A 12,202-nucleotide genomic window follows, 5' to 3' on the forward strand; every position below is an offset into this window, starting at 1 on the left:
GGTTCGATCCCGGCAAAACGGGGGCCGAACGGGGCGCGGTGCGCCCGAAGCTTATCGGCCGCGCGACGATAAGCAAATGCGAATCGATTGGTTGGCCGCGCGGCGCGATCCCGGTACCGTCGTGATGCCTGCCCGCGCTTCGCCACCGCGCGTGATCCCGGACAGGCCGACCGTGATCCGCGAGACACCTGCGCACCCGGGCCGAGCGCACCGGTTCAACCGCTCGTTCCCCGCATTGCCCGTTCAATCCCGCCTCAACGCCATGGCCGAATATTTCGACGTCGACCACGCGCGTGCGATCGCCGCGCTCGACACCCGCTTCACCGCCCGCACCGAGTGGCCGACCTGGCTGCTGGTCGTCGCGATCTACGGCGGCTGGCTCGCCGTGCTGCTGCTCGTACGCGACGGAACCCTGTCGCTCGCGGCCGCGACGCCGCCGCTGATCCTGCTCGGCGCGTGGCACCTGTCGCTGCAACACGAACTGCTGCACGGCCATCCGACGCGCTCCGCGCGTGTGAACAAGCTGCTCGGCTACCCGCCGCTGACGGTCTGGTATCCGTACACGCTGTATCGCGACACGCATCTCGACCATCATCGCGACGAGGACCTGACGGTGCCGGGCATCGATCCCGAAACGAACTACGTCACACGCGAACGCTGGGCGCAGTTGCCGCGCTGGCGGCGCGTGCTGACCATCGCCCGCAAGACGTTCATCGGACGCTTCGTCGCCGGGCCGCCGCTGAGCATCGCCGCGATGTGCGTCGATGCATTCGCCGCGTGCCGACGCGGCGACTTCCGCTATCTGCCGATGTGGGCGACGCACATCGCCTGCGTGGTTGCGCTGCTCGCGTGGCTGCAACGGGCGATCGGCGTGCCGTGGTGGTATTACCTGCTCGCGGTCACATGGCCCGCGTTGTCGATCGCGATGATCCGCTCGCTGTACGAGCACCGCGCCGCGCCGCATCCGAAGGCGCGCATCGCGATCAACGAAGCCGGCTTCGCAATGCGGCTGCTGTACCTGAACAACAACTATCACCTCGTCCATCACGACCTGCCGAAGCTGCCGTGGTATGACCTGCCGCGCGCATACCGGATGCGCCGCGACGCGTATGCGCAGAAATGCGGCGGCTTCGTGATTCGCGGCGGGTATCGCGAGCTGCTCGCGCGCCATGCGTGGACGCCGACCGATACGCCCGTGCACCCGTTCGATCAGGGCACGGCGTCGTTGTCGACGGGGAGCGGGATCAAGGTGGCGGTGGTCGACAAGGTGTTGCAGATCAGTACGTGACGGGCGGCGAAGGCGCCGATTCGTCCGCCCGCCGCATCTTTCTTACGAAACGCCGACAACACCACTCCCGTCCGCGCATTGCCAATTGCGTCGGCCATGCCCAGAATGACGGCTCGTCCGGGGCTTCCAACCATCATTCGCCCCGGCTCTGTCCCGGCCGCACGCCGCACGCCCCCACGACGATGCAACCGAACACCCCGCCCGGCGCAATCCGCGCGATCGGCAACGACTGGTCCGTCTCCGCGATTACCGCAGGCTTTCTCGCAGTCCTGATTTCGTATGCGGGCCCGCTCGCGATCTTCTTCCAGGCCGCGCAGGCGGCGCATGCGTCGAACGCGATGGTGTCGTCGTGGGTCTGGGCGATCTCGATCGGCGCGGGCATCTCGGGCCTGTTCGCGAGCTGGAAGCTGAAGGTGCCGGTCATCACCGCGTGGTCGGCGCCGGGCACCGCGCTGCTCGTCGGCCTGTTTCCGCAACTGACGCTCAACCAGGCCGTCGGCGCATACATCACGGCCGCGCTGATCATCCTGCTGATCGGCGTAACCGGCTATTTCGACCGGCTCGTGCGCCACATTCCGCGCGGCATCGCGTGCGGAATGATGGCCGGCATCCTGCTGCCGTTCGGCACGCATGCGTTCGCTGCGGCGTCGGAGCAGCCCGCGCTCGCGTTCGGAATGATCGCGGCCTACGTGATCTTCAAGCGCGCGCTGCCGCGCTACAGCATCGTGCTCGTCCTGCTGACGGGCGCCGTGCTGGCGACGCTGCTCGGGATGACGCATCTCGGCAACGTGTCGGCGAGCATCGCGCACCCGATCTTCATCGCGCCCGAATGGACGCTCGGCACGACGCTCAGCCTCGCGCTGCCGCTCGTCGTCGTCAGCCTCACCGGCCAGTTCCTGCCGGGCATGACGATCCTGCGCGTGTCCGGCTATCACACGCCCGCGCGCCCGATCATCACGGCGACCAGCGTGATGTCGCTCGTGGTCGCGTGCTTCGGCGGGATCACGATCGTCGTCGCGGCGATCACGGCCGCACTCTGCACCGGCAAGGACGCGCACGAAGATCCGCACCGGCGCTACATCGCCGGGCTTACGAACGGGGCGATCTACCTGATCGGCGGCCTTTTCGCGGGCACGATCGTCGCGGTGTTCTTCGCGCTGCCGAAGGCGTTCGTCGCGATCCTCGCGGGGCTCGCGCTGATCGGCGCGATCGGTGCGAACGTGCACGGAATCTTCGAGGACGAGAATCACCGCGAGGCGTCGCTGATCACGTTCCTCGCGACCGCGTCGGGCATGACGTGGCTCGGGCTCGGCTCCGCGTTCTGGGGGATCGTGATCGGGTCGCTTTCGTATGCGGTACTGAACAAGGTGCGGCGACAGGCGTGATGCGCAACACGCGTCGCCGCCACGGTTATCGCGCGTGCTGGCGCACCAGTTGCGCGAGCGCATCGGTCAGCGTCGTCGTGCCGTAAAGCCGCTCCGACACACCCGCCTCGACGTCGATCTGCCCGGCGTTGTGCACGTCGTAGAGATCGACGATCAGCTGCGCGTGGCGTTCGCTGAGGCCCGCACGCAGCAGCGTCGCGGCCCAGGTGTCGCGCGGCAGTTCATGCGCGACGATTGCCCGGCCGGCCGCCGCGCCGAGCGTATCGGCGATCGCCGTCACGCTTACCCTTCGCGGCCCTTCGACACTGACGATGCGCGGCCCGTTGCCGCCTTCGGGCGCATCGAGCAGCAGCCGCGCCGCGATCACCCCCACATCGGGCGCCCAGACTGTCGGGAACACCTTGCCGACCGGATGGTGAAAGCTCGGCAGCACGCCGGTGCCGAGCGCGACCGGCAGGATCCGCGTCCAGTTCTGCAGATGCTCGGCCGAACGCAGCAGCGTTACGTGCGTCGGGATCGTCCGCAGCCGCTCCTCGAAGTGATGAAACAGGCGGGTGATGCCCGTATTGCCGTCGCGTTCCGCGCCGTAGTCCGACAGCGCGAGCAGCACCGGCGGCGGATTGGCCGCGAGCGCGGCGGTCGCGACATCGATCGTCCGCGTCATCGTCGCGGCCGGATCGGGGTCGGCGACGGGCACCGGGCACAGTATCTGCACGGCCTGTGCGCCGTCGATTGCCGACGCGATCGCGTTCGCGTCCGTCAGCTCGGCCATCACGACGTCGCAGCCGAGCTGCGTGAAACGTTCACGATGGCGTGGGTCGCGCAACACCGCGCGCACGGGATGACCGGCCTTGCGCAAGGCGGTCACGGTCGACTGGCCGACGTTGCCGGATGCACCGAAGATCACGAACACGATTCGCTCCTGGGGGAGGTGAAGGTGGGGTGATTGTCGGCACGGGCGAGCGGGACGGCGCGCAGGGAGGGATGAATCGATCAGAAAAGGATGACGGATCAGGGGGCGGCTGCTATGCAAGTTGTCCGCTGCGTCGCCGGTCCCGTGAACGAACACGCCTGCGATAGACGAGCCGCTCACGCCCAAGGGCGTTACGCTTCAACAGGCCCATCGAAACGTGAGACGGTAAGGCGATTTCTAACTGAGGGTGAACGACCTGACGTTGCGGCGTACAGGACATCCCGATTGCCGCAGTCGACGGACTGAAAAGCTTCCCCCGAATCTTCGACGATTTTCACCCGCTGATACAACAGCACGCTCGACATGTCGTTGGACTTCCGGTCATGAAGCGTTGCATTGTTGGCGTCCGACAGTCGGATACCTCGTTTCCTTACCTTATGGGGCTTCATCAGTCGGAGCCAGAGCTTTAACCCGCCTCGCACAGATTCTGTGCGGTCTCCCGTCCCGCCGGCAACGCCGGCAGGATGCACGCATTGGCTGGCACAGTGCGGTATGCACAGCCGGCCGCCAATGACCGCTATGCGTGCGCCGCCGCGCGAGCGCGCGAGCGCGCCCGCGTTGGTGCTGGAGCCGGCGCCGATTCGGCCGCTGGCGCGGCCGGGGCTACGGTCAGGTGCAATCCCAGCGCGCTGACAACCTTCATGATCGTTGCGAATTCGGCGTTTCCACCTTCCGACAGTGCGCGGTAGAGCGCTTCACGCTTCACGCCAGATTCGCGCGCCAGCGCCGTCATACCGCGTGCCTTCGCAACATTCCCGAGCGCGGCCTGGATCAGCCGCGGATCCCCATCTTCGAACGCTTGCGCCAGGTAGTGACGAATCGTTTCCTCGTCCTTCAGGTACTTCGAGCCGTCGAATTCGGCCAGTTCGCTTATTTTCATACTCAATCCTCCAGTTCGCCGGCGATTTGCTTCGCCACCCTGATGTCCTTCTTCTGGGTCGACTTGTCCCCACCGCACAACACCACGACGATGATTTTCCCGCGTCGCACGAAGTAGGCTCGATATCCCGGCCCTACATCGATCTTCATTTCATTGACGCCGTCGCCGACTGCCCGCCATTGGCCGAGGTTGCCGAGCTTCGCCCGCTCGATGCGCAAGTTGATCGCCGCGCAACCGACAGGGGACAACTTGGCTGCCGAGTTTTCTCAGTCTCACGCTCGTTGCGTCCAACATGGTTGGTCCTGGAGCATGCCGTTGCACGCGCTGGAGATCGGTGCACACGACCGCTGCACGGCGCTTGCGTGATCGACGAAGGCCGCCACAGATTTCAGCGTCGACGGCAAGCCGGCCGCATCCGACGGGCACAAGATTCCGTGCCCGCGACGTTGATCTCTTCGATTTGCTACTCCAGACGAATATCAACCGCTCAGCAGATCGAGCACCAAAGCTCGATCCCGGCAAGTGAATCGACACTCACACGTCGCCCCTACTACCCTCACCACCGTAAGCCAGCCGCAGCCCCCCACGCGCCCCCGATCGCGCAATCTCCGTCGGCGTCGCGCCCAGCACGCGATTCATCCAGTTCGCCATGTGGCTCTGATGCGCGAATCCCGCTTCGAGCGCGATCTGGCTGATACTGAGCCGCCCTTCGAGCAGCAACGCCTTCGCGCGCTCGACCCGCCGCCTCACGACGTACTGGTGCACCGGCATCCCGAGCGTTTCGCGGAACAGCACCTTGAAATGCGGCACGCTGATCGACGCGAGCGCCGCGAGTTCGGCGAGCGTCATGCGCCGGTCGAGGTTCGCTTCGACATAGTCGATCACGCGCGCGGCCGCTTTCGGCGCGAGCGCGCGGCGGCGCTCGCGGAACGCCGGCTGGCCGTCGACCAGCCGCGCGACGAGCGCCGTGCACAGGCTTTCCGCATAGAGCGGATCCGACGCGTCCTCCGCTTCGAGTTCGGCGGCCATCGCCCACGCGATGTGCTGCAGGCGCGGGTCGCGCACCTGCAGCCGGCGGCGGATCTGCCCCCGCGACGGCTTCAGCTCGAGCTGTTCAACGGTCCGCCGCACGAACGTGTCGCTGAGCGCGATATGGAGGATCCGGCAGTCGGCGCTGTCGGTCCATTGGCCGGGCAGGCCAGCCGGAATCACGTCGACGTCGCCATGCGCCTGGATGCGCGACACGCGCTCGCCGTCGCACACGCAATCCGCGCGAACGGGCGACCCGATATGCACGCCGATCCGGTGATGCTCGGCCGCCGGAATCCGATAGGTGCCCGCGCGGATTTGCAGCAGCGACGCGCCGAAGCCCTGCCAGCCGAGCCCGCGGCTCGAGCGCAGGCTGACCGGGACGCCGTTGTCCGTCGGCGCCGCGAGAATCGCATCGCTCATGGCCTTCCTCCAGTGGATGGGGATGTCGAACGCGCATTGTGACGCGTTTTCGGGCCGCCTGCCCGGCCCGCCGGCGGCGCGCCCGGGCCGAGCAGGAAAAGATCATCCGTTCCTGCTCATGGCCATCCTTGCGTGCGCGCCGGCGGGCGCCGCGCCGCTTACGATGGCCCCATCCGACACCTACGGAGACCGTCATGCCCCATCAGTGCCTTGCACAACGCGCAGCGTTCACCGCGCACTCGCCTGCCGCCGCCCCGCGCTCGTCATCCGGCTCCCGCTCCCGCGACGTCCGCGCGACGCTCGCCGCCTGGTGCCTGCGCATCGTCGGCTGGTACCGGCTCGAACGGCTGCTCGCGTCGATCCCCGACAGCAACGACGACTTCGGGCTCGTCTGACCTGCGCGTGGCCACCCGGCCGGCATCGTCCGCCTACTTGCGCCGCCGCTCGTGCAGCGCCACCATCGCGCCGTCGATCACCGGTGCGCCCTGCTTGATCAGGAAATCGCGGAACAGCCCCGTGACCTGCGAAATGCGCCGGTCGGCGAGCGTGACCACATACCATTCGCGCTCGATCGGGTTGCCGGGAAACGGCAGTTGCCCGAGCAGCCCGGTGCGCAGTTCGAGTGCACACGCGTGCAGCGACAGGAACGCAACGCCGAGCCCCGCTTCGGCCATCTGCTTGATGGCCTCGTTGCTCGACAGTTCGGAGCCCACATGGAACCGGTAACCGGCGTTCTTGAACAGGCTCTCGACGGTCGAGCGCGTACCCGCGCCGCGTTCGCGCACGAGCAGGTGCGCGGATTCGAGATCCTTCAGCGCGACACGCTTGCGCTGCATCAGCGGGTGCCCGGGCGCCGCGACGAACACCATCGGATGCTTCGCGAATTCGACCGCATGCGTGCGCAGTTCCTTCGGCGCGCTGCCCATCACCGCGAGATCGATTTCATGCGTCGCGAGCATGCGGATGATGTCGTCGCGATTTCCAACCTTGAAATAGGTTTTCACATGCGGACGCGTCGCGGTGAATTTCACGAGCAGCGGCGGAATCAGGTACTCGGCCGTCGTGATCGCGCCGATCCGCAGCGTGCCGCCGAGATCGCCCGTCAGCGCGGCCACTTCGTCGCCGGCCTCGCTCCATAGATGCAGGATCTCACGCGCATAGCGCGACACGATCTCGCCGGCCGCGGTCAGCTGCACGCCGCGCCCCACCCGCTGCAGCAACGCGGCGCCCACCGCCTCCTCGAGCAGGCGAACCTGCAGCGACACGGCCGGCTGCGTCAGGTTCAGCTCCTCGGCCGCCCGCGACACGCTGCCGAGCCGCGCAATCATGTCCAGCGCCTTCAACTGCCGGAACGTCGCGGTCTTTCCTATAAGTGAATACATATGGGTCGCTTATAAACATTAAATTGTTCGCGTAGGTTCGAAACTATATCGTCGGTTCTTGAGCAATGTCATCCGAATCGTCATTCAGCGGGAGCCCAACATGGACAACACCACGCCCAACCTTGCAACTGGCCGCGCACCGCGCCTGCCGCGCATCGTGATCGTCGGCGGCGGCGCCGGCGGCCTGCACCTCGCCACGCGTCTCGGCGATACCGTCGGACGCCGCGGGCAAGCCGAAGTCGTGCTCGTCGACCGCTATCCGACGCACTTCTGGAAGCCGCTGCTGCACGAAGCCGCGTCGGGCCACCGCGACCCGGCATCGCACACGATCGAATACGCGGCGCAAGCGAAGCGTCACGGTTTCCGCTTCGTGCAGGGTGCGTTGCAGCGGGTCGACCGCGCGGCCCGCACCGCGACGATCGCGGCCGTGCAGGACGCGGACGGCACGGAAATCCTGCCGCAGCGCGAGCTCGGCTATGACGATCTCGTGCTCGCCGTCGGCAGCGTGACGAACTTCTTCAACGTGCCGGGTGCGGCGCGCCACGCGCTGCCGCTCGAAAACCTCGACCAGGCCGAGGATTTCCGCCGGAAGTTCCTCGCGGCCTGCACGAAGGCGAATCACCTGGCCGAGCAGCAGCCCGCGCGGCGCGCGGCGCCGATCTGCATCAACGTGATCGGTGCGGGCGCGACGGGCGTCGAGCTGGCAGCGGCCTTGCGGCATGCGATCCAGCAACTGACGACGTACCGCTTCAAGGCGCTGGTGTCCGCGCGCGACGTGCACATCCGGCTGATCGAAGGCGGCCCGCGCATCCTGCCGGCGCTCGACGAGCGGCTGTCCGGCAAGATGCACGCGCAGCTTCGCGCGCTGAACGTCGACGTGCTGACCGATACACGCGTGGCGGAAGTCGGCGCGAATGCCGTGACGACCTCGACCGGCGAACGGCTCGCGAGCGACATCACCATCTGGGCGGCCGGCGTGGCAGGCCCCGCGTTCCTGCAGCAGATCGGCGACATCGCGCTCAATCGTTCGAACCAGGTGATCGTGACCGATACGCTGCAAACGCCGGACGACCCGCACGTGTATGCGTTCGGCGACTGCGCCGCATGCCCGACGGCGGGCGCAAACGGCTTCCTGCCGCCGCGCGCGCAGGTCGCCCATCAGCAGGCCGTGTACCTGGTCAACGCATTCGCGCGGCGGGTCGCCGGCAAGCCGGTGGCCGGCTTCACGTTCCGCGATGCGGGCACCGTCGTGTCGCTCGGGCATGCGGGCGCCGTGTACCAGGCCGACATCAGCGTGCGTTCGCGCTCGCTGATCGTCGACGGGCTTGCCGCGATCGGGCTGTACAAGTTCCTGTATCGCAAGCACCTGTTCAGCGTGGTCGGCGTGAAGCGCGCGCTGTTCCAGTCGCTGAGCCACTGGCTGCAAAGCCGCAACCAGCCGTCGATCAAGCTGCACTGATCGCACCCGTTCACACGCGGTGTCGCAAGGCGGCATATCGGGCGTGCATCGCTCGATATGCCGTTTTTTCATGCGCACCTGTGCGGTGCATTCACCGCATACGCGAATCGGGTGCATCACATCGAAGGCCGTCGATACGATGCGCTTCGCGCGGAATATGCGGTGCGACACGCATCCCGCGCCCACATTGGCTCGCCACCCCATTCATTAACCAAACCGTATGGGTCGGGTATAAATATTAATTGGTCGCGTTTTCGGGATAGACGCTAAGGTGTGTGGCATTCCCGTCGGCGAACGGATCATCACGTCTCTGAAGAGGAATCACCGTGGTTATCGAAGCCATCGTCACCCGTCTCGACGCAGCATTCGCGCAAATCGAAGCAACGCCGGATTCACATGAATCGCGCCATCAACGCGACGCGATCATCCAGTGGCTCGACCGGGCATCGGAAGAAGGATATCGACTCGGTCTCGTCACGACGCTGCCGGCCGCACGGCTCAGCGACATGTTCGAAGGCCAGTTCGGCCGCGCGAACCTCGACCGCTTCTCGGTCGTCGTCACGGACGCCAATCAGCAGGACTCCGGATCAAACCGGCATCCTTTCGACGTCGCGCTGCAGGCACTCGGCGTGCCGCCCGAACGCGCGGTGGCGATTGCGAGCAGCGAACCGGAGCGCCGCGAAGCTGAGCATTTCGGCCTGTCGCGCTGCGTGCACATCACCGACACCGTGCGCTCGATCGCATCGGCCGGCTTGCACTGAACGCCGGCACACGGGCCGGCGGTGGCCGGCCTGCCGCGATCCGGCGGCAATCCGACGATTGCCTGACTCATTTCTGACATTCTGCTGTCAAAGTTGCTTGTAACACTTCCGGGCTTGACCGATCCCTCCCGGAGACGGGACGACGCGAACCTGCATCGTCCCGCCCGTTGCACGCCACGATGACACGCCCGATCCGCACCGCCACCGCCTTCGCGATTACCTGCCTGCTGCTCGCCGCCTGCGGCGGGGACGACTCGACACCCCCCGCGGCCTCCGCCGACACCAGCGGTTCGACGCCCGCACCGCAGCCGCAGCCTCAGCCCAAGCCGACACCCGCGACTTACTACCAGACGAAGACGCCGTACCGTCCGCAGCAGGACGCCGCAACGTACGAAGCGCCGCCCGCCGGCTACGCGCCCGTCTATACGGAACTCGTCGCGCGCCACGGCTCGCGTGGATTGTCGGGCTTCAAGTACGACGGCGCGATCTACGCGATGCTGGTCAAGGCCGAGGCCGACGGCGCACTGACCGCGCTCGGCGCGCAGCTCAAGGCCGACACGTACGCGATGATGAAGGCCAATGCGCTGCTCGGCTATGGCGTGGCGGGCATCTCGACGCCCGGGTATGGCAACCTCACGCAAACCGGCATCCGCGAGCACCAGCAGCTCGCCGCACGTCTCGCGCAGCGGCTGCCCGCCTTGTTCACGGCCGGCAACCGGCAGGTCGTCGTCGTCAATTCGGGCCAGGACCGCGCGGTCGACAGCTCGACATATTTCTCCGCGTCGCTCGTGGCTGCACAGCCGGCGCTGGCCACGGCGATCACGCTGCCCGCCGCGCCGTCCGGCTATCCCGCGAACGCGCCGGTCGCGCAGCCGGCCGGCGCCAACCGCTTCCTGCTGTATTTCCACTCGCTGAAGCCGGCCACCGATCTCGTGACCGATACAGGCAATCCGTACTACGCGACCTACCAGGCGAGCCAGGCATACCAGGCCTATGCGAACGACGCGACGGTGGCCGCGAAGCTCAACGCGATCAAGGCCGCGCCGCAGGCAGCCGACGTCGCGCAAACCGTGTTGTCCACGCTGGTGTCGCAGGCATTCATCGCGAAGCTCGGCACCGACGGCTACACGTTCGCGAACACGGGCACCTATGCATTCACGTCGGCGGACGGCAAGTTCACCAACACGCTGAAGGGCGACGGCAAGACGAAGATCGCGACGGCCGTCGATGCGGTGAATGTGCTGTACAACCTGCTGCAGGTCGCGCCCGCGATGACGGCGGAAACCGGCGGCGTCACGATGGAGAAGTACATCGGTTCCGAGCAAGCGCAGTATCTCGCGTATCTTCAGGATGCCGAGGACTACTACCAGAAGGGGCCCGGCATCCAGGAAGCGAACCCCGTCACGTACCGGATGGCGAAGGTGTTGCAGGATGATTTCTTCGGTGAAGTCGATGCGATCGCACGCGGCGACCTGACCCGCGCCGCGAAGCTGCGCTTCACGCACGCGGAGGTCGTGATTCCGTTCGCATCGGTCATGAACCTGAAGAACGTGTTCGTGCCGACGCCGCAGGCGCAGACCTACACGTACGCGAACAACCCGTGGCGCGGTGACCAAGTGTCGCCGATGGCCGCAAACATGCAGTGGGACGTCTATCGCAACGGCTCGCGTCTCATCGTGAAGATGCTGTACAACGAACGCGAAACGGATTTCCAGGCCGCGTGCGACGGTGCGAAGATCGCGCCGGGCAGCCACTTCTATGACTACGCGGGGTTGAGGCAGTGTTACGGGTATCAGTGAGATGACGCGGAGCACGCATGCCGCGACGAGCACGTTCGACACCCGCACGACGCAGCGCGTCCGGGTTTCAGCATGCGCTCGCCGGCTCGCTAGCGCTTGCGGACGCCGTTCTGAAGCAGCGTCCGGTGCAGTGCGGCCAATTGCGGCTCCGCAAGCCCCCGCTTCGGTATGAGGCGGAACATCACCGCCGATTGATAAAGCAGGATCACATAACGATCCTCGCTCCAGTGAACCAGATCTTCAAAGCGAAGTGCCTCGCGCGAGGTCGGGGTTTCGACGATGAAACATTCGCTGCGCCAGACGACCGTGTGCGGCTGATGGAGTGTCCTTTGCTGGTTGTAGATCTTGCGAGCGGCACGACGCAACACCAGATGATTGAGTAGCGGCACGCCGATCGTCACCACCGCCGCGATTCCCGCTATCCACCAGACATTGCGCCATTCCAGCCAAGCGCCGGTTACCACCCGGAAGCCACCGAAAAAAAGCGCGATGTACGCGATCACCACGATCGCGAATGATTTGAGCAGATATTTCCAGTGATATCTGCGCCAAAGATTCAGGCGGTAAGCGTGGACCAGGTCATCCACGGTCAATTGAAATACGATTTCGGTATCGCTCATGCGCGGGCTCGGAATGGTCGCTGTTTTTATGCTTGCGCGGGATGTTTCACCACAAGCGCCGCGATCCGGACAGCCGGCGACGCGTGCGCAGGGTGACCTGCAAACGAAGCCACGCGAAATCGCCGGCCATTCGATGCATGGGCCGTCAATATACCTGTGCGGAACAAGGGCTTTGCCGAATTGCGTATCGGTGACGGCCTTCA

At 66.1% G+C, this 12,202-nt stretch carries 12 protein-coding genes; 6 read left to right on the forward strand and 6 right to left on the reverse strand.

From position 1 onward, the window contains the following. The first annotated feature begins 262 nt into the window (after positions 1–262). Both ACPTTC_RS32390 and ACPTTC_RS32395 read left to right on the forward strand, forming a co-directional pair. Positions 263–1,288 (forward strand): fatty acid desaturase, encoded by a 1,026-nt coding sequence (locus ACPTTC_RS32390; RefSeq protein ID WP_423395753.1) that lies wholly within the window; start codon positions 263–265, stop codon positions 1,286–1,288. Positions 1,289–1,470: 182 nt separating this feature from the next. After that, a complete protein-coding gene (locus ACPTTC_RS32395; protein ID WP_423395439.1) occupies positions 1,471–2,673 on the forward strand; it encodes a benzoate/H(+) symporter BenE family transporter in 1,203 nt (400 codons plus the stop codon). Between the two features lie 25 nt (positions 2,674–2,698). Here ACPTTC_RS32395 and ACPTTC_RS32400 read toward each other — a convergent pair whose 3' ends face one another. From ACPTTC_RS32400 to ACPTTC_RS32415, 4 genes are all read right to left on the reverse strand, one after another. Continuing rightward, positions 2,699–3,586, reverse strand: a complete 888-nt coding sequence (locus ACPTTC_RS32400; RefSeq protein WP_423395440.1) for an NAD(P)H-binding protein — start codon at positions 3,584–3,586, stop codon at positions 2,699–2,701. Between the two features lie 577 nt (positions 3,587–4,163). Then, positions 4,164–4,526, reverse strand: coding sequence for an addiction module antidote protein (locus ACPTTC_RS32405; protein WP_423395441.1), 363 nt, complete (start codon positions 4,524–4,526; stop codon positions 4,164–4,166). A 2-nt stretch (positions 4,527–4,528) separates the two neighbouring features. Further along, positions 4,529–4,774 carry a type II toxin-antitoxin system RelE/ParE family toxin gene (locus tag ACPTTC_RS32410; RefSeq protein WP_423395442.1) on the reverse strand — a complete coding sequence of 82 codons (246 nt, stop codon included), beginning with the start codon at positions 4,772–4,774 and terminating at the stop codon, positions 4,529–4,531. 286 nt (positions 4,775–5,060) lie between these two features. Further along, the gene (locus ACPTTC_RS32415) at positions 5,061–5,978 is read right to left on the reverse strand and encodes a helix-turn-helix domain-containing protein (RefSeq protein WP_423395443.1); all 918 of its coding nucleotides are present in this window, start codon (positions 5,976–5,978) and stop codon (positions 5,061–5,063) included. A gap of 194 nt (positions 5,979–6,172) precedes the next feature. Here ACPTTC_RS32415 and ACPTTC_RS32420 point away from each other — a divergent pair, with 194 nt between their 5' ends. Further along, positions 6,173–6,373 (forward strand): hypothetical protein, encoded by a 201-nt coding sequence (locus ACPTTC_RS32420; RefSeq protein WP_423395444.1) that lies wholly within the window; start codon positions 6,173–6,175, stop codon positions 6,371–6,373. A 33-nt stretch (positions 6,374–6,406) separates the two neighbouring features. Here ACPTTC_RS32420 and ACPTTC_RS32425 read toward each other — a convergent pair whose 3' ends face one another. Beyond that, positions 6,407–7,360: a LysR family transcriptional regulator gene (locus ACPTTC_RS32425; protein WP_175956836.1), complete on the reverse strand. Its 954-nt coding sequence runs from the start codon at positions 7,358–7,360 to the stop codon at positions 6,407–6,409. Positions 7,361–7,460: 100 nt separating this feature from the next. Between ACPTTC_RS32425 and ACPTTC_RS32430 the strand changes: the two genes are divergently transcribed. The 3 genes from ACPTTC_RS32430 (at position 7,461) to ACPTTC_RS32440 (ending at position 11,379) form a co-directional block, all read left to right on the forward strand. Further along, the gene (locus ACPTTC_RS32430) at positions 7,461–8,819 is read left to right on the forward strand and encodes an NAD(P)/FAD-dependent oxidoreductase (RefSeq protein ID WP_423395445.1); all 1,359 of its coding nucleotides are present in this window, start codon (positions 7,461–7,463) and stop codon (positions 8,817–8,819) included. Positions 8,820–9,145: 326 nt separating this feature from the next. After that, a complete protein-coding gene (locus ACPTTC_RS32435; protein ID WP_423395446.1) occupies positions 9,146–9,580 on the forward strand; it encodes a phosphatase in 435 nt (144 codons plus the stop codon). Positions 9,581–9,759: 179 nt separating this feature from the next. Further along, the gene (locus ACPTTC_RS32440; RefSeq protein WP_423395447.1) at positions 9,760–11,379 is read left to right on the forward strand and encodes a histidine-type phosphatase; all 1,620 of its coding nucleotides are present in this window, start codon (positions 9,760–9,762) and stop codon (positions 11,377–11,379) included. Positions 11,380–11,468: 89 nt separating this feature from the next. On the opposite strand, the gene ACPTTC_RS32445 is transcribed toward ACPTTC_RS32440, so the two are convergent. Further along, positions 11,469–11,999: a YcxB family protein gene (locus tag ACPTTC_RS32445; protein ID WP_423395448.1), complete on the reverse strand. Its 531-nt coding sequence runs from the start codon at positions 11,997–11,999 to the stop codon at positions 11,469–11,471. Positions 12,000–12,202: the final 203 nt, after the last annotated feature.

Source organism: Burkholderia mycopellens (assembly GCF_964265025.1).
Taxonomy (GTDB): domain Bacteria; phylum Pseudomonadota; class Gammaproteobacteria; order Burkholderiales; family Burkholderiaceae; genus Burkholderia.